Raw genomic sequence first — 23,881 nt, 5'->3', positions numbered from 1 at the left:
GGCTCAGGTCCGCGCGGCTTCGGGGATGGTCAGCGGGCGGCCGATGCGCGCCTCGACCTTGGCGTACTTCCACAGGCTGTACTCGCCCACCGGCGTGGTGCGGAACAGGTTGCAGGCATCGATCACGGTCTGGTGGCAATCCACGTCGGCCATGATGTAGACGGTCCACGGCGAAGTGGTGGACGGGCCGACCATCAGGCGGTCGTCATCCAGCACGCCGAGCACGTTCATGCCCGGCAGCGCGCCGAGGTCGCTCATCATCTGCGAGAAACCTTTCCACACGGTGATGCCTTCACCGGTGGGCAGGTCGAAGAACGGCTGGGCGATGCCGATGCAGAACAGTACGCGCAAGGGTTCGGTGGTCGGACGGGTCATGCTTCGAGTCCTTGTTCTTATGGGTTTGAATCAGATGTATCCGGGGAACGGCGGCACATCGAGCAGCACCGCACCGGCGCCGTCGTACATGCCATCGCTGAGGAAGGCGTGCTGGGTGACCACCATGGCGTCGCGCAGGTAGCGCTGCAGCGGGTGGTTCAGGTAGATCGCCGTGGTGCCGGCCAGGCTGTAGGCGCGGCGCACCACGTCAGCACCGGCGCGGGACACATGCACGGCGGCCAGGCGCAGCTGGCTGACCTGCTCGGGGCTGACGGTGTTGCCGGCGAGGATGGAATCCCAGACGGTCTCGGTGGCGTCATAGAAGAAGCCGCGCGCAGCCTGTAATTCGGCTTCGGCCTTGCCGATTTCGATGCGTACGTAGGCGCGGTCGCCAAGCTTGGGCGCGCCGGTCACGCCGCTGGAAGACGCCATGCGGGTGATCTCGTCCAGCGCTGCACGGGCCAGGCCGAGGTTGACCACGGCCAGCACCTGGGCGGCGTAGGCGATAGTCGGATAGCGGTACAGCGGTTCGTCGATGTTCGATTCGCCGCCGCGAATGAACGTCCAGTCGTCCGCAACGAAGGCGTTGTCCAGCTTCAGGTCGTGACTGCCGGTGCCCTTGAGGCCGACGACGTTCCAGTTCTCGACGATCTCCACGTCCCTGGCACGTAGCAGCGCAGTGCGCGGCTTGCCGCCCGGGCCGCCGATACCGATGCCGACGCCGAGCACGTCGGCGCCCTTGCAGCCGCTGGCGAACTTCCAGGTGCCGCTGACGCGCCAGCCGCCTCCCACCTGCGTGGCTGGCTGGATCGGGAACAGGCCGCCGGCGAACACCAGGTCCGGGCCGTCGGCATAGAGCTCGGCGAGGGTATGGCGCGGCAGCGCGGTGAGGTAGGTGCTGGCGCTGCCGAAGCTGGCCACCCAGCCGGCGGAGCCGTCGGCTTCGGCGATGCGTTCGACCAGGCGCAGGAACCGGGCCGGCGGCAGCGCGTCGCCGCCGAAGCAGCGCGGGGTCGCGGCGCGGTAGATGCCCACGTCGCGGAAGCGTTCGATCATGTCGCGGGGAACGTGGGAGCGGCTGTCGAACTCGTCGCGGCGTTGGCGCACTTCATCGAGTACGCGCTGGAATTCGAGGGCACGGCCGTCCGCATCGAGCGGTTCGGCGAGGGCGGCACGCAGCATGGCATTATCTCCGTTTGTTCTTATCGACCTGCTCCCGGTCTGCCTGCGCTTGCTCAGGCTGCGTTGGAGGCGCACTCGGAATGCTCATTTGCAAATGCAAACTGCGCTTCCTCGCGCGCCTCCGCCTTGCCTGAACTGCGCTCGGCGAGACCTGGAACAGGTCGTGTAGGCCATCGGCCCGTTCGATGCGGGCAGGTCGTCGTTGGGGCCAGTGTATGAACCGCCCTGCCCGGCCAACCATTGGTGCGTGCAGCCCCATGACTAAGGGAATCCCCTAGTCGGCGGCGAGTTACTCCGCAGTCCCATCGCGCTACGCTGCAAGGTATAAAGGCGCCACTGCCCACCGAGACCACTCCCCGATGTTCCAGCCCCGGCCCGACGACTTCCTCGCCCTGCTCCAGGCCATGCCGCTGTGCGTAATCCTTCACGATGCGCAGACCAAGGAAATCCTCTGGGCGAACAACGCCGCCCTGGCGGTGCTCGGTTTCACCCTGGAAGAGCTGGTGCCGCTCAAAGCCCCGGACATGACCGCCAAGGCCCCGCAGTACCGCCGCTCGGTGGGCCTGCGCTGGCTGGAAGGCGCGGCGCGTACCGGCCAGCGCACCATCGAGTGGTGCTACCGCTCCAAGCAGGGTGTGGAAATCCTTTCCGAAGCCGTCGCCACCCGCGTGCACCTGCAGGAGCGCGACGTGCTGATGGTGCAGTTCCGCGACATCTCCCGGGAGAAGCAGGTCGAGCGCGACCTGCAACGTTTCGAGAGCCGCCTGAAGGCCTTCATGCAGGACCTCGCCGAAGGCGTAGCGGTGCTGGATGCCGACGGCAACCTGCGTTTCCTCAGCGAATCCGCCCTGCCCCTGCTGGGCGGCAGCCAGGACGACTGGCTGGCGCACAACTTCCTCGGCCGCTGCGACAGCGCCACGCGCCCGCGCCTGGAACACCACCTGGCGATGCAGCCGCCCAGCCGCGAGCCGTACTCCGTCAGCTATCAGTTGCAACGTCTGGACGGCGAATGGCGCTGGCACCACGCGACCTGCCGCTACATCGAGATCGAGGACGACCTGGTCGGCCACCTGCTGCTGTTCCGCGACGTCACCGAGCAGGTCCGCGCCGCACAGGCGCAGCGCCAGAGCGACCAGAAGCTGGAGTACCTGGCGCGCTACAACGCCATGGGTGAGATGGCCCTGGCGATCGCCCACGAACTCAGCCAGCCGCTGGCGGCGACGCGCAACTTCATCGAAGGCGCGCTGATCCGCCTGGACCGCGAGCAGAAGGCCGAAGCCTCCGCCGCCTGGGGCCTGGACAGCGCCGTGCGACAGATCGAGCACGCCTCGCTGATCATCAAGAGCGTGCGCGAGTACGTGGTGAAACTGGAGCAGGCCGAACAGCGCATCGACCTCAACGAGCTATTGGGCGAGACGCTGTACTTCATCAGTCTGAAAGCCCAGCCAAGCAACGTGCGCGTGGAGCTGGAACGCTGCGACGAACCGCTGTGGGTGAGCTGCGAGAAGGTGCTGGTCGGCCAGGTGATCCTCAACCTTGCCTTCAACGCCATCGAAGAGATGCTCAACCTCCCCGAGGAGCGCCGCCTGCTGCGCATCCGTACTTCGCGCGACGCCGGCAGCGCGCGGCTGTGCGTGCTGGACCAGGGGCCCGGCATCGATGCCGGGACCAAGGAGCGCCTGTTCGATGGCTTCTTCACCTCGAAGGTGAGCGGCAACGGCATCGGCCTGGCGCTGTGCCAGAGCATCGTCTCGCGGCATCGCGGGGATATCTGGGCGGAGAACGTCGAGCCGTGCGGGGCGATGTTCTGCTTTGGGTTGCCGTTGGCGGAGTGAGCGGCCGCCTGCCTTGCCGGCGGATCGCGGGCGTGGCCCGCTCCAACACGGGAAGATCGGATTTTGGCACTCGAAGACTTCCAGAGAAACGCCCACACACTCCGAGTGCCCCGTTCAACGAGGGCATTTTTCGCCCCAAGCGAAAAACCGGATGTCCGGGGCAAGCCTTTTGGTTACTTTTCGGCGTTTGGAAAAGTGACTCGCCCGAGGGGGCGAAACCCAATACATCCGAACACTCAAATGCGGCGCTAAACACCAGCACCGTAGGGCGCATAACCCGGAACGGGTTATGCGCCGATGGCCATGCGGCGGATAACGCTGGCGCGTTATGCGCCCTACGAAAAGAGTCATACCGGACCACACCAACGAAAACGGCGCCCGCAGGCGCCGTCATTGGCTCAGGGAAACCTCAGCCGTGGGCCTTCTTGATAATCGCCTCGGCAATGTTCGCCGGCGCCTCGGCGTACTTGGTGAACTCCATCGAATAGCTCGCTCGCCCCTGCGACATCGAGCGCACGTCGGTGGCATAGCCGAACATCTCGCCCAGCGGCACCTCGGCGCGGATGACCTTGCCCGCCGGTGTGTCTTCCATACCCTGGATCAGCCCGCGCCGGCGGTTCAGGTCGCCCATCACGTCGCCCATGTAGTCCTCCGGCGTCACCACCTCGACCTTCATCACCGGTTCCAGCAGCACCGCGCCGCCCTTCTGCGAGAGCTGCTTGGTGGCCATGGAGGCGGCGATCTTGAACGCCATCTCGCTGGAGTCGACGTCGTGGTAGGAGCCGTCGAACACCGAGGCCTTCAAGCCGATCAGCGGGTAGCCGGCGAGCACGCCGTTCTGCATCTGTTCCTCGATGCCCTTCTGGATCGCCGGGATGAATTCGCGCGGGATCACGCCGCCGACCACCTCATTGACGAACTCCAGCCCATCCTTGCCCTCGTCGCCCGGCTCGAAGCGAATCCAGCAGTGACCGAACTGGCCACGGCCGCCGGACTGGCGGACGAACTTGCCCTCGATCTCGCACTTCCTGCGGATCGCCTCGCGGTAGGCCACTTGCGGCTTGCCGATGTTGGCCTCGACGTTGAACTCGCGGCGCATGCGGTCGACGATGATGTCCAGGTGCAGTTCGCCCATGCCGGAGATGATGGTCTGCCCGGTTTCCTCGTCGGTCTTGACGCGGAACGAGGGGTCTTCCTGGGCCAGCTTGGACAGGGCGATGCCCATCTTCTCCTGGTCGGCCTTGGTCTTGGGCTCCACGGCCACGGAGATCACCGGGTCAGGGAAGTCCATGCGTTCGAGGATGATCGGCTTGTCGATGGAGCACAGGGTGTCGCCCGTGGTGACGTCCTTCATGCCGATCAACGCGGCGATGTCGCCGGCGCGCACTTCCTTGATTTCCTCGCGCTGGTTGGCGTGCATCTGCACCATCCGACCGACGCGTTCCTTCTTGGTCTTCACCGAGTTGAGCACCGCGTCGCCGCTGCTGAGCACGCCGGAATAGACGCGGGCGAAGGTCAGCGTACCGACGAAGGGGTCGGTGGCGATCTTGAAGGCCAGCGCGGAGAACGGCTCGCTGTCGTCGGCGTGACGCTCCAGGTGCTTCTCTTCGTCGTCCGGATCGGTGCCATTGATCGCCGGGATTTCCGTGGGCGCCGGCAGGTAGTCGATCACCGCGTCGAGCACCAGCGGCACGCCCTTGTTCTTGAACGAGGAGCCCAGCACCGCGGGAACGATCTCGTTGGCCAGGGTGCGCTGGCGCAAGCCGGCCTTGATTTCCTCGACGGTCAGTTCCTGGCCTTCGAGGTACTTGTTCATCAGATCGTCGTTGGCTTCGGCGGCAGCCTCGACCATGTGCGCGCGCCACTCGTCCGCCAGCGCCTGCAACTCCGCCGGGATCGGCTCCTCGGTGTAGCTGGTGCCCTGGTCGGCGTCGTTCCAGACGATGGCCTTCATCTTCACCAGGTCGATCTGCCCGGAGAAGGTTTCCTCCGAGCCGATGGCCAGCTGGATCGGCACCGGGGTGTGGCCCAGGCGCTGCTTGATCTGTGCCACCACCCGGAGGAAGTCGGCGCCCTGACGGTCCATCTTGTTCACGTAGGCCAGGCGCGGCACGTGGTACTTGTTGGCCTGGCGCCAGACGGTCTCGGATTGCGGCTCGACGCCATCGGCGCCGCTGAACACCACCACCGCGCCATCAAGCACGCGCAGGGAGCGCTCCACCTCGATGGTGAAGTCGACGTGCCCGGGGGTATCGATGATGTTGAAGCGGTACTTGTTGGGGTACTGCTTGGAGGAGCCCTGCCAGAACGCCGTGGTGGCCGCCGAGGTGATGGTGATGCCACGCTCCTGTTCCTGCACCATCCAGTCCATGGTCGCCGCGCCGTCGTGCACCTCGCCCATCTTGTGGTTCACACCGGTATAGAAAAGGATGCGCTCGGTCGTGGTGGTCTTGCCGGCGTCGACGTGGGCGACGATGCCGATATTGCGGTAAAGCTCGATGGGCGTATTGCGAGCCATGGTGTGCTCCGTTTCTGCTGGTTGACTGCCGGGCCTGCTGCTGCGGGTCCGTTGCCTGCGCGGGACGGCGGGAGGGAGTGCGGCATCAGAATTTTCTGAGCGCAACAGGCTCAAGGTAGCGCGTCTTCGTGGCAATTCCAGTGCCGGAGCGTCGCGGATGTCGCAGTCCGACCGGCTGCGTCGCTCCGGCATTTCACCGCATGGCGGGAAACCCATGAAATGATTGTAGTTCTCAGGTGATAACCCGAAGCAGCCAATGCGTTCGTCGTCGCCCTCTCCCGCCCCCTGATACTCCCTTCGCGACAGGGATGTCGCCCCGATGGAAGACCCACGCCCGAGACAAGGGCGCCAAGGCCTGGCCAACGGGCCGAATCACCGCCCGGCGCTATCGCCACTGGATTGGAACGCCCATCCGGGTCCATGCTAGGCGCTCGCCCATTTGCCGGAGTTCGCCCCCATGAGCGACGCCATCACCATTGATTTCGTCTCCGATATCGTCTGCCCCTGGTGCGCCATCGGCCTCAATGGCCTGCTGGAGGCCATGCGCCGGGTGGATGGCGAACTGACCGTGGAATTGCACATCAAGCCCTTTGAACTCAACGCCGACATGCCTGCCGAGGGTGAAGACCTGGTGGAGCACCTGCAGCGCAAGTACGGCAGCAGCGCCGAGGAAATCGCCCGCAACCAGGAGCATTTGCGTTCCATGGGCGAGGAAGTCGGCATGCACTTCGATCTGAAGAAGCGCAACCGCATCTACAATACCTTCGACGCCCACCGCCTGTTGCATTGGGCCGCCGAGTCGCATCGCGACGTGGCGTTGAAACAGGCCTTGCTGCATGCCTACTTCGGCGAAGGCCGCGACCCGAGCGACCCGGAAGTGCTGCTGGAAGTGGCTGTCAGCGTCGGCCTGGACGCCGTGCGCGCCCGGGAAATCCTCGATAGCGACGCCTATGGCGACGAGGTGGTGGCCGAAGAAGATTTCTACACCAGTCGAGGCATTCGCGCCGTGCCAGCGGTGATCCTCAATGGCCGCCAGCTGATATCCGGGGCGCAGAGTACCGACTACTACGAGCAGGCACTGCGCCAGGTCGCGCGGCAGGCGCCACTACCGGAGTGACTACCTTGGCAGGAACGTAGGAGGGATAACGCTGGCGGGTGATGCGCCGCGTACGGACGTTCGTCTCATGCGGGAAGATTTGTACTCCGGGCCAGCCACTTACCCACCCTCTCTCTGAGGGGAGAGTGGTCCCACTGCCAATGCTCAAACGACCAAAGAAAAACGGCGCCCGAAGGCGCCGTCCTTCATGCTGCATCAACCAATCAGAGCGCCGACCAGCCGTCCATCTGACCGCCCAGGTCAGCGGAGTGCTCGGACAGCAGCGCCGCGTAGCCGCTGATGTGCTCGTGGGAGAGCTCCATCACCGGGTAGGCCAGTACCTGCCAGGGCAGCTTGTCGTTGCCGTCGTACTCGGAGTACGCCACCTTCTGCCCGTTCTGCAGCAGCATGATGGCGAAGTCCAGGGCGGACTGCTCGTCCGGGAAGATCACCGCGAACTCCACCTCATGCTCGAGGGAGAGGTCTTCGCCGTCTTCCTGCAGGGCCCACAGGGCATCGCCGATTTCGTCTTCCGGGAAAAGCTGCTTGTCGCGGCTCATGTCACTGCTCCAATTCGATTTACAAAATGCCCGGTGTGGGCACGCCCGCGCAGGATACCCGTCCTGCATGACAGATGCCGGAAAATCTCGCCGGCACCATCGCCTTTGGTGATGTTCACCATCACGGTGTTTCACTTCCGCCCTTGCCCGCTCGGCGCGACGATACCTCCATCGGGCCTGCGCCCTCCCACATCGAGCCTGCGACCATGCACAGTACCGAGGCGGCGTACCGCATCACCTACATCACTCTGGACGAGCTGCAGCTGCACTTCGAGACCCAGATCGCTGTGCTCGACGAGGAAGGCGGCCTGGCGCTGCACAACGCCGCCACCCTGCCCGAAGAACGCCGGGTGCTGCGCGAACTGATCTGCGAAGGGCACGAACAGCAGGCCCTGGTCGCCTGATCTCGGGAAAGTCTAGACCCAGCCAAGCAAATGCCCCGCTCGTGCGGGGCATTTGTGTTACCAGCCAGGCATCACGCCTGTAGCTGATTGCCAATCGGCAGGTTGCGGATGCGCTTGCCGGTCGCCGCGAACAGCGCATTGGCCAATGCAGGCGCCAGCGGCGGAACCCCCGGTTCACCCACGCCGGTGGGCGGCTCGGCGGATGGCACGATATGCACCTCCACCACCGGCATCTCGTTGATCCGCAATACCTGGAAGTCGTGGAAGTTGGACTGGTCGACCTTGCCGTCGGTCAGGGTGATGGCGCTGTGCAACGCCGCCGACAGAGCGAAGCCGATGCCACCCTCCATCTGCGCCTTGATCACGTCCGGGTTGATCGCCAGGCCACAGTCCACTGCGCAGACCACGCGGTCCACCTTGAAGCTCTTGTCCGCCTTGTAGGTCACCTCCACCACCTGGGCGACGAAGCTGCCGAATGACTCGTGCACGGCGATGCCGCGGCCCCGCTGCTCGCCGTCCTTGCCTTTGTCCAGCGGCGCCAGCCAATTGGCCCGCTGCGCCACCAGCTCCAGCGCGCCGCGATGCCGCGGGTGTTTCTCCAGCAGCTTGCGACGGAACTCGTAGGGGTCCTGCTTGGCGGCGATGGCCGCTTCGTCGATCAGCGTTTCGGTGGAGAACGCCGTGTGGGTGTGGCCCACCGAGCGCCACCATTGGGTCGGCACCGTCACGTTATCCGCCAGCGCCTGCTCGACACGCAGGTTGGGCACGGCGTAGGGCAGATCGGCGGCGCCTTCCACGGCGATCTTGTCGACGCCATCCTTGACCATGAACTTCTCGAACGGCGTGCCGACGATGAAGGATTGCCCCACCAACCGCTGCTCCCAGCCCACCAGATTGCCCTGGGCGTCCACCGCCAGTCGCGCGCGGTGCAGGAAGGCCGGACGGTAATAGCCGCCACGGGTGTCGTCTTCGCGGGTCCAGACCATCTTGATCGGCACCTTCACACCCTGGTCGCGAGCCGCCTTGGCGATGGCTGCCGCTTCCAGCACATAGTCCGAGTGCGGGTTGGCGCGGCGGCCGAAGCTGCCGCCGGCGTACAGCTGCGTGATGTTCACCTGCTCGGGCTGCATGCCCAGTAACTGCGCCACCGACATCTGGTCGCCGGTCTGCCACTGCTCGCCGTTCCAGATCTGACAGCCGTCTTCCTTGAGGAAGACCACGCAGTTCAGCGGCTCCATGGCGGCGTGGGCAAGATAGGGGAACTGATACTCGGCCTCGATCAGGTGCGCCGGTTTCTCCAGCGCCTTGGCGACATCCCCGTCATTGCGCGCCACCAGGCCCGGCTTGCTGGCCATGTCGCGATACTGGGCGAAGATTTCCTTGCTGCCCATCTTGAAGGCCTTGCTCTCATCCCACTCGACCTGCAACGCATCGCGGCCCTGACGCGCAGCCCAGGTGTTCTTCGCCAGCACGGCAACGCCAGCGAAACGGCGTTCGCTCCCCGGAAACTGGACCACATCGACCACGCCTGGCACCGCCTTGGCCTTGCTGGCATCAACCTTGGCCGGCACCGCACCGAAACGCGGCGGGTGGGCGACCACGGCGACCAGCATGTCCGGCAGGTGCACATCCTGGGTGAACTGGGCGGTGCCGTCGGTCTTGGACGGGCTGTCCTTGCGTGGCAGTTGCACCTGACCGATCAGCTTGAAGTCCTTCGGGTCCTTGAGCTTAACGTCTGTCGGCACGGGCTGTTTCGCCGCCGCCTCGGCCAACTCGCCGAAGCTGGCCTTGTGTCCGGAAGCAGCGTGGCTGACGACGCCGTCGTGCACCTCGATCTCGGCCGCCGGCACCTTCCACTGCTCCGCCGCCGCGCCCACCAGCATGGCGCGGGCGCTGGCGCCGGCCTTGCGCATCTGCTCGAAGGAGTTGGCCATGGCGTTGCTGCCACCAGTGCCCTGCAGATTGCCGAAAGCCAGGTTGGCGTAGCGTTTGGCATCGGCCGGAGCGCCTTCGACCTGCACGCGACTCCAGTCGGCATCCAGCTCCTCGGCCACCAGGGTGGCGAGACCGGTGTAGCTGCCCTGGCCCATTTCGACATGCTTGGCGATCACGGTGACGGTGCCGTCAGGGGCGATACGGACAAAAGCGTTGGGTTCGAAGTCGCTGGCCGCCTGGGCGTCGCCCAATTTTCCCAGCAACGGTGCGAAGTAGATGCCCAGCGCAAGGCCGCCGGCGCCGCGCAGGAAGCTGCGGCGGCTGACGTTGAGGATGCTGCCGGCCTCGGCCGGCTGCTGGTCGATACGGGGTTCGAGCATGGTGTCGGTCCTCAGGCCAAGGTCTGGGCGGCGTCGTGGATGGCCGCACGGATCCGCGCATAGGTGGCGCAGCGGCAGATGTTGCCGCTCATCGCGGCATCGATATCCGCATCGCTGGGCGCCTTGTTGGAGGCCAGCAGCGCGGTGGCCGACATGATCTGCCCGGACTGGCAGTAGCCGCATTGCACCACATCGAGCTTGCGCCAGGCTTCCTGCACCGCCTTGCCGGCGGGCTGTTCGGCCACCGCCTCGATGGTGGTGATCTTCTTGCCGGCCACCGCTGCCAGCGGGGTGACGCAGGAGCGCGTCGGCTGGCCGTCGATGTGTACGGTGCAGGCGCCGCACAGCGCCATGCCGCAGCCGTATTTGGTGCCGGTCAGGCCGGCGACGTCGCGGATGGCCCAGAGCAGCGGCATCTCGCCGGGGGCATCGAGTTCATGGTCCTTGCCGTTCAGGTTCACGGTAATCATCAGGGGTTTCACCTCTTCTGCGGGTGATGGGATGGGGCGAAGCACAGCCGCTTCGTCACGCAATGGATTCAGCCTAGGCGCAAGCGCCGACCAGTGCCGCGACGATACGCCAGGAAGGCGCCGAGCGGTTTGCCTGGTTCTCTTGAGGCTTGCCTGATACTGCTCAGGGTGTGACGGGATATGAGCCGTGCGGCCTGAATCGAGGGCTAGCGGGCAGGCCAATTCCCGCTGGGACAACGCAGAATCTCGTGTGCACAAAAAAGCCACTCCGAAGAGTGGCTTTCTCGCCTCAGGGAGGCCGGATCACTCCGGCATCTTGATGACTACACGGCCGCCGCCCGGGCAGGTTTCCATATAGGTGTTGGCGTCCAGGTACTGGGCGAAATCGAACACCCGGTCGATGCTCGGCTTGAGCAACTGGTCGGCGGTCATCTGGTTGATCGCGGTCAGCGCCCGTTGCACGGCTTCGTCGTTGCGGGTCAGGCCGATCTCCGGCTGCCCGGTGAAGTCCAGCACGCAGTGGCGGAAGAACTGCAGGTGCTTCTTGAAGGCCGCGCAGGCCGGGAAGGCTGCGTCATTGCCACCGTTGATGCCGTACAGGATCAGCTTGCCGCGCGGGGCCGCGACGTCACCCAGCAGTTTCATCTGCGGGCCGGCGCACTGGTCGAGGACGATCTCGACGCCTTCACCCTTGGTGAAGCGCTCGACTTCAAGGACCAGGTCCTGCTCCTCGGTATAGATGACCTTGTCCGCCCCCAGGCCCTTGAGGAACTCGCGGGTTTCCTCATGGCTGGTGGTGGCGATCACCTGGGCGCCGAGCGCCTTGGCGAGCTGCACCGCCTGCGGGGCCAGGCAATGGCCGGCCTCGGTGATCAGCACGCGCTGGCCGGGCTTGATCTGGGCAAGCTCCACCAGGGCGAAATAGGAGTACATCAGGCCGGTGTAGTGCACCGCCGCCTCGACCGGGGTCAGGACATCCGGATAGCGGGTCAGCGACGTACGCGGCAGGATGACGTGGTCACCCCAGGCCGGATACAGGTTCGGCGAATTCGCCGGGAAGCTGGCCACCGCGACGCCGGGCTCGAGGTCTTCCACACCCTCGCCCACGGCTTCGACGATACCGGAGAGTTCATAGCCGATGCCCGCCGGCAACTTGGCCTGATCCGGGGCGAGGTTCTGCCGCCAAAGCACGTCGCGCCAACTGACGCCCAACGCCTGGGTGCGAATCAGTACTTCACCCGGCCCCGGTTGCGGGGTCGGCATCTCCTCGATCTTCAGGACCGAGGCGTCACCGAACTGGTGGAAACGGATCATGCGGGACATCACATACCTCGCCTTTGTAGTGCTTCATAGCCACGGACTCTATCCGGGCTTTAGGGGTGACGCCACCGTTCACCATTGATAGTTGACATAAATGGCGATGATTCGGCCCGCGCTACAAGCCTTGCCCTGCGCGGCTGCAAGGCTCTGCGCCGGGACTGTCCACGGGACCGGGGTGGCTCTGTTCATACAGAGTCAGACCACACCGCCGGGACGAGATTCTCATTAAAAAAGTAGAAATTGATCAAGGACTTATCTGACAGACTTGACTCAGGACACGCTCGGCCTCACTTTTCCCCCATCGCCAGGGAGTCCCCATGAACCGCAACGACCTTCGCAAGGTTGATCTCAACCTGTTGATCGTTTTCGAGACGCTGATGCATGAACGCAGCGTGACCCGCGCCGCCGAGAAGCTGTTCCTCGGCCAGCCGGCGATCAGTGCGGCCCTGGCGCGCCTGCGCGGTCTGTTCGACGATCCGCTGTTCGTGCGTACCGGGCGCAGCATGGAGCCCACCGCGCGGGCGCAGGAAATCTTCGGCCACCTCTCGCCGGCGCTGGACTCCATCTCCACCGCGCTGAGCCGCGCCGCCGACTTCGACCCGGCCACCAGCAAGGCGGTGTTCCGCATCGGCCTGTCCGATGACGTGGAATTCGGCCTGCTGCCGCCGCTGCTGCGCCGCCTGCGCTCCGAGGCGCCGGGCATCACCCTGGTGGTGCGCCGCGCCAACTACCTGCTGATGCCGCAGCTGCTGTCGTCCGGGGAGATTTCCGTGGGTGTGAGCTACACCGACGAGTTGCCGGCCAACGCCAAGCGCAAGACCCTGCGCCGCAGTACCTGGAAGATCCTGCGGGCCGACTCGATCCCCGGCGCGCTGACCCTCGATGACTACTGCGCGCGCCCACACGCGCTGGTGTCCTACGCCGGCGACCTGGACGGCTTCGTCGACCAAACCCTGGCCGAGATGGACCGCAAGCGCCAGGTGGTGCTGGCGGTGCCGCAGTTCGTCGGCCTCGCCCAATTGCTGGCCGGCACCGATATCATCGCCACCGTCCCCGAGTACGTGGCCCTGGCCCTCACCGCCGCCGGCGGCCTGCGCGCAGAGGAACCGCCCTTCCCCACCCGCCTGGCCGAACTGTCCATGGTCTGGCGTGGCGCCCAGGACCAGGACCCGGCCGAGCGCTGGCTGCGTTCGCGGATCACCATGTTCGTGGGTGACCCGGACAGCCTTTGACACCGCCCACCTAACTCGCTCCTCCAGAAACCCTCTTAGGCCGTACCTCGGTGCGAGGCGACTCCCTCACTCCGGCGCTGGCTGCGCGCCCCGCTCCCGAGGGAGAGGGTTAGCGTGAGGGCAGCCCGAGCACGCCAAACTATCCAGTAGCGCTTTCGGGCAATCCCCGTGCCCACTCCTTCTATCTATTCCTGCGCATAGTGCAAAAGCATTTATCACTGCGCGTGATAATCAAAATCTGCTCGTTCGATTAGTTCCCAAGCGCCCTGTTGCGCAGACTCCGCTCCATCAGAAATCCCAAAACCAATTAGATCGCCGGAGTCTTTTCCATGGAGCGAAATCTGAACACCTTGCGTATTCCGTTGGCGTTGGCCGCCGTGCTGGTTCTCAGCGCCTGCGGCAAAGGCCAGGACGCGGCCCAGAACATGGCCGCGCCCAAGGTCAGCGTGGCGGATGTCATCGAGCAGCCAATCAATGAATGGGACGAATTCACCGGTCGCCTGGAGGCGCCGGAATCCGTCGAACTGCGCCCACGCGTCTCCGGCTACATCGACCGCGTCGCCTTCCGTGAGGGCGCCCTGGTGAAGAAAGGCGACTTGCTGTTCCAGATCGATCCACGGCCATTCCAGGCCGAGGTGCATCGCCTGGAAGCCCAGCTGCAGCAGGCTCGCGCCAACCAGACCCGTACCGTCAACGAAGCCTCCCGGGGCGATCGCCTGCGCGCCACCAACGCCATTTCCGCGGAACTCGCCGACGCCCGTACCGCCGCCGCCACCGAGGCCAAGGCCGTGGTCGCCGCGACCCAGGCGGAATTGGACAACGCCCGCCTGAACCTGTCGTTCACCCAGATCACCGCGCCCATCGACGGCCGCGTCTCGCGGGCCGAAGTCACTGCCGGCAACCTGGTGAACAGCGGCCAGAGCGTGCTGACCACCCTGGTCTCCACCGACAAGGTCTACGCCTACTTCGACGCCGACGAGCGTGTCTACCTGAAGTACGTCGACCTCGCCCGCAAGGGTGGTCCGGACGCTCGTGGCAGCAGCCCGGTGTACCTGGGCCTGACCGGCGAGGACGGCTTCCCCCACCAGGGCCGCCTGGACTTCCTCGACAACCAGGTCAACCCCAAGACCGGCACCATCCGTGGCCGCGCCGTGTTCGACAACGACGCCAACCAGTTCACCCCCGGCCTCTATGCCCGCATCAAGCTGGTCGGCAGCGGCACCTACCCCGCCGCGCTGATCAAGGACGAAGCGGTCGGCACCGACCTGGGCAAGAAGTTCGTACTGGTGCTCGACAAGGACAGCAAGGTGCAGTACCGCGGCATCGAGCTGGGCCCGAAACTCGAAGGCCTGCGCATCGTCCGCAGCGGCCTGGTCAAGGGTGACCGCATCGTGGTTAACGGCCTGCAACGGGTTCGCCCCGGTGCCCAGGTCGACGCCCAGGGTGTCGAGATGGCCAGCCAGTCAACCCTCGCCAACCTCGAAAATCAGCGCCGTGCGCTGGAGAGCTTCGAGGCGCCGAAGGTGGCCGAAAAGTCCGTCAAACCGGGCGCGCCTCGCGGCTGACCCAACCCGTACGAGTTCAGCGAGGATCCTGCCGAGCGCAGGCCAGGCAAGGCGGAAGGCGGTGAGGAAGCGCAGTTCACTGTAGTGAATGAGCATTCCGAGCCGGCTTCCAACGCAGCCTGGGCAAGCGCAGGCGGATCATCGACGAACTCACCCTGAATCGATGTACCAGGCCCTTCTCCCACCAGGGCCTTGGGTGACCTTTGTCCCGGGTTTGGCGAACCGAGCGTTCGCGACAGGAACCAGCCATGAACTTTTCGCAATTCTTCATCCAGCGGCCGATCTTCGCCGCCGTGCTCTCGCTGATCATCCTGATCGGCGGGGCCATCTCGCTGTTCCAGCTACCGATCAGCGAATACCCCGAAGTCGTCCCGCCCACCGTGGTCGTACGCGCCAACTTCCCCGGCGCCAACCCCAAGGTGATCGGCGAGACCGTCGCCGCGCCGCTGGAACAGGCCATCACCGGCGTCGAGAACATGCTCTACATGTCCTCGCAATCCACCGCCGACGGCAAGATGACCCTGACCATCACCTTCGCCCTGGGCACCGACCTGGACAACGCGCAGGTGCAGGTGCAGAACCGCGTGACCCGCACGCAGCCCAAGCTGCCCGAGGAAGTCACGCGGATCGGCATCACCGTCGACAAGGCCTCGCCCGACCTGACCATGGTCGTGCACCTGACCTCGCCGGATAACCGCTACGACATGCTCTACCTGTCCAACTACGCCATCCTCAACATCAAGGACGAGCTGGCGCGTCTGGACGGCGTGGGCGACGTACAGCTGTTCGGCATGGGCGACTATTCGCTGCGTGTGTGGCTGGACCCGAACAAGGTCGCCTCGCGCAACCTGACCGCCACCGACGTGGTCGCCGCGATCCGCGAGCAGAACCGCCAGGTCGCCGCCGGTGCCCTGGGTGCCCCGCCCTCGCCGAGCGATACCAGCTTCCAGCTGTCGATCAACACCCAGGGTCGCCTGGTCACCGAGGAAGAGTTCGAGAACATCATCATCCGCAGCGGCCCGGACGGCGAGATCACCCGCCTGAAGGACATCGCCCGCGTCGAACTCGGCTCCAGCCAGTACGCTCTGCGCTCGCTGCTGGACAACCAGCCGGCGGTCGCCATCCCGATCTTCCAGCGTCCCGGTTCCAACGCCATCGCCATCTCCAACCTGGTGCGCGAGAAGATGGCCGAGCTGAAGAAGGATTTCCCGCAGGGCGTGGACTACTCCATCGTCTATGACCCGACCATCTTCGTTCGCGGCTCCATCGAAGCGGTGGTTCACACCCTGTTCGAAGCCCTGATCCTGGTGGTGCTGGTGGTGGTGCTGTTCCTGCAGACCTGGCGCGCCTCGATCATCCCGCTGGCTGCCGTACCGGTATCGCTGATCGGCACCTTCGCGGTGATGCACGCCTTCGGCTTCTCGCTCAACGCGCTGTCGTTGTTCGGCCTGGTATTGGCCATCGGTATCGTGGTGGACGACGCCATCGTGGTGGTGGAGAACGTCGAGCGGAACATCGGGCTGGGCCTCACGCCCGTCGAGGCGACCAAGCGCGCCATGAAGGAAGTGACCGGGCCGATCATCGCCACCGCGCTGGTGCTGTGCGCCGTGTTCATCCCCACTGCGTTCATCTCCGGCCTCACCGGGCAGTTCTACCGGCAGTTCGCCTTGACCATCGCGATCTCCACGGTGATCTCGGCGTTCAACTCGCTGACCCTGTCGCCGGCGCTGTCCGCCGTGCTGCTCAAGGGTCACCACGAGCCGAAGGACCGCTTCTCGGTGATCCTCGACAAGCTGCTCGGCAGCTGGCTGTTCCGTCCGTTCAACCGCTTCTTCGACCGCGCCAGCCATGGCTATGTCGGAACCGTCACCCGCGTGCTGCGTGGCAGCTCCATCGCGCTGCTGCTCTATGCGGGGCTGATCGGCCTGACCTACCTGGGCTTCTCCAGCACCCCCACCGGCTTCGTGCCGCAACAGGACAAGCAGTACCTGGTGGCCTTCGCCCAGTTGCCCGACGCGGCTACGCTGGACCGCACCGAAGCGGTGATCAAGCGCATGTCGGACATCGCCGGCAAGCACCCGGGCATCGAGCACACCGTGTCCTTCCCGGGTCTGTCGATCAACGGTTTCACCAACAGCCCCAACAGCGGCATTGTCTTCACCCCGCTGAAAGACTTCAGCGAGCGTAAAGGCCCGGGCATGTCGGCCAACGAGATCGCCGCCGAGCTGAACAAGCAGTTCGCCGACATCCAGGACGCCTACATCGCCATCTTCCCGCCGCCGCCAGTGCAGGGGCTGGGCACCATCGGTGGCTTCCGCCTGCAGATCGAAGACCGCGGCAACGCCGGTTACGAGGAGCTCTACGCACAGACCCAGAACATCCTCAACAAGGCCCGCGCACTGCCGGAGCTGAACCCCATGTCGGTGTTCACCAGCTACCAGGTGAACGTGCCGCAGGTGGATGCCGCCATCGACCGCGAGAAGGCCAAGACCCACGGCGTGGCGATCAGCGACATCTTCGACACCCTGCAGGTCTACCTGGGTTCGCTGTACGCGAACGACTTCAACCGCTTCGGCCGCACCTACCAGGTGAACGTCCAGGGCGAGCAGCAGTTCCGCCTCGAACCCGAGCAGATCGGCCAGCTGAAGGTGCGCAACAACCAGGGTGAAATGGTCCCGCTGGCCACCTTCATCAAGATCAGCGACACCGCCGGCCCCGACCGCGTGATGCACTACAACGGCTTCATCACCGCCGAGATCAACGGCGCCGCTGCACCGGGCTACAGCTCCGGCCAGGCCGAGGCCGCCATCGAGCGCCTGCTCAAGCAGGAGCTGCCCAATGGCATGACCTACGAATGGACCGAGCTGACCTACCAGCAGATCCTCGCCGGCAACTCCGCGATCTATGTGTTCCCGCTCTGCGTGCTGCTCGCCTTCCTGGTGCTGGCCGCGCTGTACGAGAGCTGGGGCCTGCCGCTGGCGGTGATCCTGATCGTGCCGATGACCCTGCTGTCGGCCATTGCGGGCGTGATCCTGTCCGGTGGCGACAACAACATCTTCACCCAGATCGGCCTGATCGTACTGGTGGGCCTGGCGTGCAAGAACGCGATCCTGATCGTCGAGTTCGCCAAGGACAAGCAGGACGAAGGCATGGATCGCCTGAGCGCGGTACTGGAAGCCTGCCGCCTGCGTCTGCGGCCGATCCTGATGACCTCCATCGCCTTCATCATGGGCGTGGTGCCCCTGGTGCTGTCGTCCGGCGCCGGCGCCGAAATGCGCCATGCCATGGGTGTCGCAGTGTTCTCCGGGATGCTCGGCGTGACCTTCTTCGGCCTGCTGCTGACCCCGGTCTTCTATGTGCTGATCCGCCGCTTCATGGAAGCCCGTGAAGCGAAGAAACAGGCGCAGCAAGCGCGCATCGCCCAGAACCACGAGGCCCATCAGGCATGAGCGTCATGATCAACAATGCTGTGAGCAAGAGTGCCGTGAAACTGTTCGTCCCCTCCCTGCTCGCGCTGGCCCTCAGCGCGTGCATGGTCGGCCCCGACTACCAGAAGCCGGACACCGCGCCGGCGCAACTGGACAGCAATGCCCAGGTACAGAACTACGACCGCAGCCGTTACGAAGACGCCTGGTGGAAGCAGTTCGACGACCCGGTGCTGACCCAGCTGGTCGACCAGTCCCTCAAGGAAAACCGCGAGCTGCGCGTGGCCTACGCCCGCGTGCTGGCTTCGCGGGCGATCCGCGACGACGTCGCCAATGACCGTTTCCCCACGGTCACCAGCCGCGCCGAAGGCCAGGTCGGCAAGGGCCAGGTGCCCGGCCAGACCGAGGACCGGGTCAACCAGGAGCGTTACGACCTAGGCCTGGACATGATCTGGGAAGTCGACCTGTTCGGCCGCGTGCGCCGCCAGTTGGAATCCAGCGACGCGCTGAGCGAAGCCACCGTGGCCGACCTGCAGCAGCTACAGGTCAGCCTGATCGCCGAGCTCGCCGATGCCTACGGGCAACTGCGCGGTGCGCAGCTTCGCGAGAGCATTGCCAGGAGCAACCTGGAGAACCAGCGCGAATCCCGCGACCTGACCATCCAGTTGCGCGACGCCGGCGTCGGCAGCGAACTGGACGTGCAACGCGCCGAAGCGCGCCTGGCTTCCACCGAAGCCAGCGTGCCGCAACTGCAAGCCGAGGAAGTGCGCCAGCGCAACCGCATCGCCACCCTCCTCGGCCAGCGCCCGGATGCGCTGACGGTGGACTTGTCGCCGAAAAAGCTACCCGCCATCGCCAAGGCCCTGCCCATCGGCGATCCCGGTGAATTACTGCGCCGTCGGCCGGACGTAGCCTCCGCCGAACGCCGCCTGGCGGCCGCCACCGCGGATGTCGGTGTGGCCACCGCCGACCTGTTCCCGAAGGTCAGCCTCGGCGGCTTCCTCGGCTACACCGCCGGCCGTGGCTCGCAGATCGGCTCGTCCGCCGCCAGCGCCTGGGGCGTGGCCCCGAGCATCACCTGGGCGGCTTTCGACCTGGGCAGTGTGCGGGCTCGCCTGCGCGCCTCCAAGGCCGATGCCGACGGCGCCCTGGCGACCTACGAGCAGCAGGTCCTGCTGGCCCTGGAAGAATCGTCGAACGCCTTCAGCGACTACGGCAAGCGCCAGCAGCGCCTGGTCTCGCTGGTGCGCCAGTCCGAAGCCAGCCGCAATGCCGCGCAACAGGCCGGCCTGCAATACCGCGAGGGCACCGTGGACTTCCTCAACCTGCTGGACGCCGAGCGCGAACAGCTGGCCGCCGAGGACGCCCAGGCCCTCGCGGAAGTCGACGTGTACCGCGGCATCGTGGCGATCTACAAGGCCCTTGGCGGCGGCTGGCAGCCGACGCCTGCGGCCTGATCGATCCTCCCCGGTCGAGAGTTTCTCGACCGTTCTGGCCCTGCGGTCTGACGCTCCGGACCGCGGGGCTTTTTTATGGCCATGCTTCAGCGGCGCTTCCTAGCTATTGGCAACCCGGTTCCGGAATCTGTCAGATACTTAGATGCTGATCAGTATTTTCTGATAGCAATAGAAAATAAGCTGAAGCTCGTTCGAATTCAGAATTCACTGACGCCAGGTTTAAGGAATACCGCTCAGTGTCCGACGCCGATGAAACCAGAATCCCAGCCCCTCGCCGCGGTAACGAGTTGAATGATCTCCTGCGGCGCGTGCGGCGCGGCGACGTTTTTCACCCGGACCTGAAAAGATGGCTCGTGCACCTGCAGCTGGCTGAGTTCCGCGGCCTGCAACTGGTACTGACGAACAAGGGGCAACTGCTGGCGCAGTCTTGAGCCTTGGGCTGAGCGGTTCGTGCCGTTATGATCCAGCGCGACTTGCCAGGGATCAAAAGAGTTCGCCCTCGCCCTGGCCTAGACTTTCTATATCGGAATTTTCAGACAAGGATTCGCCATGGACGCCACCGCCCACTTCATCCCCCTGGACCCCACGTCCCTCTTCATCACCCTCGGCATCCTCGTCTTCGGCATGTTCATGCTGGGGATCGGCTTCACCATCCGCCAGCGCCCGGTGGGTGTGTTCCTGATGTGGGTCGGCACACTGAGCATGCTGTCGATCATCGCCTACCGCATCTACATCGCTACCTCCGTGTAACGCAGGCAAAAAAAATGGCGCCCTCCGGCGCCATTTCCATTTCTTCCAGCCTCAGCGCTGCATTGCCCGCGCGTATCTCTTGGGCGAAAAGCGCAACGTCACGCCCAGCATCAGCACCACCGACACCGCCAGCAGGATCCACGACGCCTGGAAGCTCCCGGTGCTGTCACGCAGCCAACCGGTGACGTAGGGCACGATGCCGGTAACGATGAAGCCGATGCCCTGTACGAAGGCCGCCAGCCGACCGGCCGCGCCGGCATCGGCGAGGTGATCCAGGGTCAGCGTCAGGCTCAGCGCAAAGCAGGCGCCCAGGCCGTAGCCGATCATCGCCACCCAGATACCCGGCAGGTACAGCGGCGCCGAGATCAACCCGATGAAGCCCGCCAGTTGAATCAGCAGGCACAGACACAGCCAGCCGCGGCGATCCAGCGAGCGGCGGATCAGCAACGGGATGGTCAGCGCAGCGATCACCTGGAAGATGGTCATCAGGCCGATCAGCTGTCCACTGGCCTGGGCCGTCCAGCCCAGTTGGCGGTAATACACCGGCAGCCAGGCCACCATGCTGGTGTAGCCGCCATTGATAAGGCCGAAGTACAGCGCCAACAGCCAGGCGCGACGGCTGCCGAAATAGTGCTGCGCCTTCTGCCGGGGCGGCGCCGCCACCGGCGTTTCCCGCGGGCGGGCCAGCGCCCAGAGCACCAGGCCGACAATGGCCAGCAGCAGCCAGGCGCCGAGACCGTCCTGCCAGCGATGGAAGTGTTCCGAAACCACCGGTGCCAGGACTGCGGCGCTACCGCCGCCAGCCATCAGCGATGCCGAGTAGAGACCCATGGCGGACGGCACCTTGTGCGGGAACCAGCGCTTGATCACCCCCGGCACGAACGCCTGGATCACCGCCACGCCGCAGCCCGCCAGCACCGCGCTGGCGATCAGCGCGAAGCCGCTGTCCAGCAGCAGCCGCCAGAAGCATGCCGCGCCGATGGCCAGCAGGCCGAGCACCATGCCCCGGCTCTCGCCCAGGCGCGGGCCGACCCACGGCAGCCCCAGGGCGAACAGCCCCATGCACAGCACTGGCAGTACCGTCAGCATCGACAGGCCCTGGAAGCCCAGGCCGGTGGCGTCGTGGATGTCGGCCAGCAGCGGGCCGATGGAGGTGAGGATCGGCCGCAGGTTGATGCCCAGCGCGACGATCACCAGCAAGCCGATCCAGCCGGCGCGCACGTTCTGCTCGCTGCCGCTCTGCGCGCTCGCCATGGCGATGCTGCGACTCACGAGCGGAGCTCCTGCCAGTGATCGTAGAGGCCTTCCTCGCCGCTCGGGCGCAGGGCCCGCAGCGGCACCGCCTGCCATTGCGGCGGCTGGGTCATCTGCTGGTACACGGCGGACGTCGACAGCCCGAACGGCTCGCCATCGTCGTTGGAATAGGCGAAGTACGCGCCTTCCACGCCACACAGGTGCATGGCCGCCAGGCACATGGGGCAAGGGTGTCCGCTGGCGTAGATCACGCAGCCGTCCAGCCGCGACATGCCCAGCACCGCCGAGGCGCGGCGGATCGCCAGCAGCTCGGCATGGGCGGTGGGGTCGAAATCCAGGTGGATGGAGTTGGCGGCGCGGGCAATCACCCGGCCGTCCTTGACCAGCACGGCGCCGAACGGGCGGCCGCCGGCCTCGATGTTGTCGCGGGCCAGTTGCAGGGCCTCGCGCATGAAGACTTCGTGTGACATGGCAGTTTCCAGCGAATCGGTTCGATCAATGCGCGCCGGCGACTTCCAGCATCCTGGCGATGGTGGTCTGGTTGCGCTGGCGGGCGTGTTGCAGCGGCGTGACGCTGTCGTTGTCGGCCAGGTTCAGGTTCGCCCCGGCTTCTATGAGTTGTTTCACTATGGCCTGGTGCCGCGGGCCGCCGTCGCTGAGCAGGATGGCTTCGAGCAACCCGGTCCAGCCCAGCTTGTTGACGTGATCGGGGTCGACGCCGGCCTTGAGCAGGGTCGCTACCACGTCCACATGGCCACGCTCGCAGGCCGGTATCAGCGCCGTGCCGCCATAGCGGTTGGTGCTGCGCAGGTCGGCGCCGTGGGCCAGGGTCAGCTGGAGGATATCCAGACGTCCCGCCGCACCGGCCAGCAGGTAGGCACTGTCGTGGATGCGGTTCTGCCGGTTGACGTCGGCGCCGGCGGCGATCAGCAGCCGCGCGACTTCCACGCGGTTCTGGGCGGTGGCCAGCAGCAGCGGCGTGTTGCCCTGCCCGTCGGTCACATCCACTGGCACACCGCGTTGGAGCAGCGTCGCCACCTCGGCTTCCCGGCCGTCGCTGGCGGCGCCCAGCAGTGCGTCCGCGGCGGCACGGCTGTGCACGTCCTCGGTCTGGATGGTCGGCATGTCCATGGGCGCTCCCCCGCGATGGCTGTCGTGCCTCGAATCACTCTCGATAATGAGCAGTCGCAGTATGACAAAGGGATTTTCTATGCTGAAATTAAATAGAAACATGAGTTTCAGTGGGAATCCAAATGCTTGACCCCAACCTGCTGCGAAGCTTCGTGATGGTAGTGGACGCCGGCAACTTCACCCGCGCCGCCGAATTGCTGCACCTCACCCAGTCCACCGTCAGCCAGCAGATCCTGCGCCTTGAACAGAGCCTGGACTGTCGTCTGCTGGACCGCAGCCAGCGCCAGGTGCTGCCCACTGAACAGGGCGAACGGCTGCTGGGCTATGCGCGGCGCATCCTCGAACTGGGCTCGGAGGCCCGTGAGGCTCTGAGCAGTGAGCACAGCGAGGGCGTGCTGCGCCTGGGGATGCCGGAAGACTTCGCCGGCGAGCGGATGATGCCGCTGCTGGCGGCCTTCAGCGCCGAACGCCCGCGGCTGCGCCTGGAGGTCTCCAGCGGTCTCAGCCAGGAGCTGTTGCGCCAGTACCGCAGCGGCGAGTTGGACCTGGCGCTGGTCAAGCAATGGGGCGCCGATGCCGATTGCCTGGCGCACTGGCCCGAACCACTGGCCTGGCAGGACAGCGCCGCCACCCCCGCCGCCGCGCGCGACCCGTTGCCGCTGGTGGTATTTCCGCTGGGCGCGCTGTACCGCCAGGAGATGATCCACGCGCTGGAAGCCAGCGGCCGGCGATGGCGCATCAGTTACAGCAGCGCGAGCCTGGCCAGCTTGTCAGCCGCGGTGGCGGCCGGCATGGGCGTCAGCCTGTTGCCACTGCGCGGGCGCCACGAAGGCCACCGGGTGCTGACCGCCGAGGAGGGTTTTGCGCCCATCGAGGGGCTGGAGCTGGCACTCTACGCCCGCCCGGAACTGGGCAGTGCCGGGCGCCGCCTGTGCGAGCAACTGCGTGATCTGTGTACCCAGCTGGCGGCGCTGCCAGCGGAGTACTGAGCC

Annotated in this window: 20 protein-coding genes; 10 read left to right on the top strand and 10 right to left on the bottom strand. The window is 65.6% G+C overall.

What is annotated here, in order from left to right; all coding sequences use genetic code 11:
* Nucleotides 1-3: 3 nt before the first annotated feature.
* Together LDJ84_RS13680 and LDJ84_RS13675 are read right to left on the bottom strand one after the other, a co-directional pair.
* Nucleotides 4-375 (bottom strand): hypothetical protein, encoded by a 372-nt coding sequence (locus LDJ84_RS13680; RefSeq protein WP_017516776.1) that lies wholly within the window; start codon nucleotides 373-375, stop codon nucleotides 4-6.
* 30 nt (nucleotides 376-405) lie between these two features.
* Nucleotides 406-1,557: an acyl-CoA dehydrogenase family protein gene (locus LDJ84_RS13675; RefSeq protein WP_226046464.1), complete on the bottom strand. Its 1,152-nt coding sequence runs from the start codon at nucleotides 1,555-1,557 to the stop codon at nucleotides 406-408.
* Between the two features lie 359 nt (nucleotides 1,558-1,916).
* Between LDJ84_RS13675 and LDJ84_RS13670 the strand changes: the two genes are divergently transcribed.
* Nucleotides 1,917-3,392, top strand: a complete 1,476-nt coding sequence (locus LDJ84_RS13670) for an ATP-binding protein (protein WP_065083867.1) — start codon at nucleotides 1,917-1,919, stop codon at nucleotides 3,390-3,392.
* A gap of 409 nt (nucleotides 3,393-3,801) precedes the next feature.
* Here the strand turns inward: LDJ84_RS13670 and fusA are convergent, their stop codons facing one another.
* Complete coding sequence (gene fusA, locus LDJ84_RS13665) at nucleotides 3,802-5,910, bottom strand: elongation factor G (RefSeq protein ID WP_024762268.1); 2,109 nt, start codon at nucleotides 5,908-5,910, stop codon at nucleotides 3,802-3,804.
* A gap of 457 nt (nucleotides 5,911-6,367) precedes the next feature.
* Here fusA and LDJ84_RS13660 point away from each other — a divergent pair, with 457 nt between their 5' ends.
* Complete coding sequence (locus LDJ84_RS13660) at nucleotides 6,368-7,027, top strand: DsbA family oxidoreductase (RefSeq protein WP_024762269.1); 660 nt, start codon at nucleotides 6,368-6,370, stop codon at nucleotides 7,025-7,027.
* Between the two features lie 203 nt (nucleotides 7,028-7,230).
* Here LDJ84_RS13660 and LDJ84_RS13655 read toward each other — a convergent pair whose 3' ends face one another.
* Nucleotides 7,231-7,566: a ribonuclease E inhibitor RraB gene (locus LDJ84_RS13655; protein WP_024762270.1), complete on the bottom strand. Its 336-nt coding sequence runs from the start codon at nucleotides 7,564-7,566 to the stop codon at nucleotides 7,231-7,233.
* 206 nt (nucleotides 7,567-7,772) lie between these two features.
* Between LDJ84_RS13655 and ptrC the strand changes: the two genes are divergently transcribed.
* Nucleotides 7,773-7,970: a type III secretion system co-regulatory protein PtrC gene (gene ptrC / locus LDJ84_RS13650; protein ID WP_024762271.1), complete on the top strand. Its 198-nt coding sequence runs from the start codon at nucleotides 7,773-7,775 to the stop codon at nucleotides 7,968-7,970.
* 71 nt (nucleotides 7,971-8,041) lie between these two features.
* On the opposite strand, the gene LDJ84_RS13645 is transcribed toward ptrC, so the two are convergent.
* The 3 genes from LDJ84_RS13645 to LDJ84_RS13635 all read right to left on the bottom strand — a co-directional run bounded on the left by LDJ84_RS13645 (nucleotide 8,042) and on the right by LDJ84_RS13635 (nucleotide 12,078).
* A complete protein-coding gene (locus tag LDJ84_RS13645) occupies nucleotides 8,042-10,285 on the bottom strand; it encodes a xanthine dehydrogenase family protein molybdopterin-binding subunit (RefSeq protein WP_024762272.1) in 2,244 nt (747 codons plus the stop codon).
* Nucleotides 10,286-10,296: 11 nt separating this feature from the next.
* On the bottom strand, nucleotides 10,297-10,755 hold the full coding sequence (locus LDJ84_RS13640; protein ID WP_024762273.1) for a (2Fe-2S)-binding protein: 459 nt from the start codon (nucleotides 10,753-10,755) through the stop codon (nucleotides 10,297-10,299).
* 303 nt (nucleotides 10,756-11,058) lie between these two features.
* Nucleotides 11,059-12,078: a zinc-dependent alcohol dehydrogenase family protein gene (locus LDJ84_RS13635; protein ID WP_037009194.1), complete on the bottom strand. Its 1,020-nt coding sequence runs from the start codon at nucleotides 12,076-12,078 to the stop codon at nucleotides 11,059-11,061.
* Between the two features lie 314 nt (nucleotides 12,079-12,392).
* Between LDJ84_RS13635 and LDJ84_RS13630 the strand changes: the two genes are divergently transcribed.
* The 6 genes from LDJ84_RS13630 to LDJ84_RS13605 all read left to right on the top strand — a co-directional run bounded on the left by LDJ84_RS13630 (nucleotide 12,393) and on the right by LDJ84_RS13605 (nucleotide 20,504).
* Nucleotides 12,393-13,307 (top strand): LysR family transcriptional regulator, encoded by a 915-nt coding sequence (locus LDJ84_RS13630; protein WP_017517481.1) that lies wholly within the window; start codon nucleotides 12,393-12,395, stop codon nucleotides 13,305-13,307.
* 329 nt (nucleotides 13,308-13,636) lie between these two features.
* Nucleotides 13,637-14,872 (top strand): multidrug efflux RND transporter periplasmic adaptor subunit MexE, encoded by a 1,236-nt coding sequence (mexE, locus tag LDJ84_RS13625; protein ID WP_024762275.1) that lies wholly within the window; start codon nucleotides 13,637-13,639, stop codon nucleotides 14,870-14,872.
* A 248-nt stretch (nucleotides 14,873-15,120) separates the two neighbouring features.
* Nucleotides 15,121-18,321, top strand: a complete 3,201-nt coding sequence (locus tag LDJ84_RS13620; RefSeq protein WP_024762276.1) for an efflux RND transporter permease subunit — start codon at nucleotides 15,121-15,123, stop codon at nucleotides 18,319-18,321.
* 5 nt (nucleotides 18,322-18,326) lie between these two features.
* On the top strand, nucleotides 18,327-19,754 hold the full coding sequence (locus tag LDJ84_RS13615; protein WP_065083889.1) for an efflux transporter outer membrane subunit: 1,428 nt from the start codon (nucleotides 18,327-18,329) through the stop codon (nucleotides 19,752-19,754).
* A gap of 236 nt (nucleotides 19,755-19,990) precedes the next feature.
* Complete coding sequence (locus LDJ84_RS13610; protein ID WP_024762278.1) at nucleotides 19,991-20,185, top strand: hypothetical protein; 195 nt, start codon at nucleotides 19,991-19,993, stop codon at nucleotides 20,183-20,185.
* Nucleotides 20,186-20,303: 118 nt separating this feature from the next.
* On the top strand, nucleotides 20,304-20,504 hold the full coding sequence (locus LDJ84_RS13605; RefSeq protein WP_024762279.1) for a hypothetical protein: 201 nt from the start codon (nucleotides 20,304-20,306) through the stop codon (nucleotides 20,502-20,504).
* 51 nt (nucleotides 20,505-20,555) lie between these two features.
* Here the strand turns inward: LDJ84_RS13605 and LDJ84_RS13600 are convergent, their stop codons facing one another.
* From LDJ84_RS13600 to LDJ84_RS13590, 3 genes are read right to left on the bottom strand one after another with little or no spacing between them, the layout of a single operon-like run.
* Nucleotides 20,556-21,758, bottom strand: coding sequence for a CynX/NimT family MFS transporter (locus tag LDJ84_RS13600; protein WP_226046587.1), 1,203 nt, complete (start codon nucleotides 21,756-21,758; stop codon nucleotides 20,556-20,558).
* 14 nt (nucleotides 21,759-21,772) lie between these two features.
* Nucleotides 21,773-22,228 (bottom strand): nucleoside deaminase, encoded by a 456-nt coding sequence (locus tag LDJ84_RS13595; protein WP_024762281.1) that lies wholly within the window; start codon nucleotides 22,226-22,228, stop codon nucleotides 21,773-21,775.
* Between the two features lie 25 nt (nucleotides 22,229-22,253).
* Complete coding sequence (locus tag LDJ84_RS13590) at nucleotides 22,254-22,889, bottom strand: ankyrin repeat domain-containing protein (protein WP_226046463.1); 636 nt, start codon at nucleotides 22,887-22,889, stop codon at nucleotides 22,254-22,256.
* Between the two features lie 122 nt (nucleotides 22,890-23,011).
* Here LDJ84_RS13590 and LDJ84_RS13585 point away from each other — a divergent pair, with 122 nt between their 5' ends.
* Nucleotides 23,012-23,878 carry a LysR substrate-binding domain-containing protein gene (locus LDJ84_RS13585; protein WP_024762283.1) on the top strand — a complete coding sequence of 289 codons (867 nt, stop codon included), beginning with the start codon at nucleotides 23,012-23,014 and terminating at the stop codon, nucleotides 23,876-23,878.
* Nucleotides 23,879-23,881: the final 3 nt, after the last annotated feature.

Source organism: Pseudomonas sp. HS-18 (genome assembly GCF_020401845.1).
GTDB lineage: Bacteria > Pseudomonadota > Gammaproteobacteria > Pseudomonadales > Pseudomonadaceae > Pseudomonas > Pseudomonas nitroreducens.
Note: the sequence above shows the minus strand (reverse complement) of the source record. Positions and strands in the feature narration are given on the sequence as shown.

Bases quoted from the DNA above. Each gene is read 5' to 3' on its own strand.
- LDJ84_RS13595 (WP_024762281.1), bottom strand. From the start codon at position 22,228: ATGTCACACGAAGTCTTCATGCGCGAGGCCCTGCAACTGGCCCGCGAC.
- LDJ84_RS13630 (WP_017517481.1), top strand. From the start codon at position 12,393: ATGAACCGCAACGACCTTCGCAAGGTTGATCTCAACCTGTTGATCGTT.
- LDJ84_RS13605 (WP_024762279.1), top strand. From the start codon at position 20,304: ATGGACGCCACCGCCCACTTCATCCCCCTGGACCCCACGTCCCTCTTC.
- LDJ84_RS13660 (WP_024762269.1), top strand. From the start codon at position 6,368: ATGAGCGACGCCATCACCATTGATTTCGTCTCCGATATCGTCTGCCCC.
- LDJ84_RS13600 (WP_226046587.1), bottom strand. From the start codon at position 21,758: ATGGCGAGCGCGCAGAGCGGCAGCGAGCAGAACGTGCGCGCCGGCTGG.
- LDJ84_RS13645 (WP_024762272.1), bottom strand. From the start codon at position 10,285: ATGCTCGAACCCCGTATCGACCAGCAGCCGGCCGAGGCCGGCAGCATC.
- ptrC (WP_024762271.1), top strand. From the start codon at position 7,773: ATGCACAGTACCGAGGCGGCGTACCGCATCACCTACATCACTCTGGAC.
- LDJ84_RS13620 (WP_024762276.1), top strand. From the start codon at position 15,121: ATGAACTTTTCGCAATTCTTCATCCAGCGGCCGATCTTCGCCGCCGTG.
- LDJ84_RS13585 (WP_024762283.1), top strand. From the start codon at position 23,012: ATGCTTGACCCCAACCTGCTGCGAAGCTTCGTGATGGTAGTGGACGCC.
- LDJ84_RS13615 (WP_065083889.1), top strand. From the start codon at position 18,327: ATGATCAACAATGCTGTGAGCAAGAGTGCCGTGAAACTGTTCGTCCCC.
- LDJ84_RS13670 (WP_065083867.1), top strand. From the start codon at position 1,917: ATGTTCCAGCCCCGGCCCGACGACTTCCTCGCCCTGCTCCAGGCCATG.
- mexE (WP_024762275.1), top strand. From the start codon at position 13,637: ATGGAGCGAAATCTGAACACCTTGCGTATTCCGTTGGCGTTGGCCGCC.
- LDJ84_RS13635 (WP_037009194.1), bottom strand. From the start codon at position 12,078: ATGTCCCGCATGATCCGTTTCCACCAGTTCGGTGACGCCTCGGTCCTG.
- LDJ84_RS13655 (WP_024762270.1), bottom strand. From the start codon at position 7,566: ATGAGCCGCGACAAGCAGCTTTTCCCGGAAGACGAAATCGGCGATGCC.
- LDJ84_RS13590 (WP_226046463.1), bottom strand. From the start codon at position 22,889: ATGGACATGCCGACCATCCAGACCGAGGACGTGCACAGCCGTGCCGCC.
- fusA (WP_024762268.1), bottom strand. From the start codon at position 5,910: ATGGCTCGCAATACGCCCATCGAGCTTTACCGCAATATCGGCATCGTC.
- LDJ84_RS13640 (WP_024762273.1), bottom strand. From the start codon at position 10,755: ATGATTACCGTGAACCTGAACGGCAAGGACCATGAACTCGATGCCCCC.
- LDJ84_RS13675 (WP_226046464.1), bottom strand. From the start codon at position 1,557: ATGCTGCGTGCCGCCCTCGCCGAACCGCTCGATGCGGACGGCCGTGCC.
- LDJ84_RS13680 (WP_017516776.1), bottom strand. From the start codon at position 375: ATGACCCGTCCGACCACCGAACCCTTGCGCGTACTGTTCTGCATCGGC.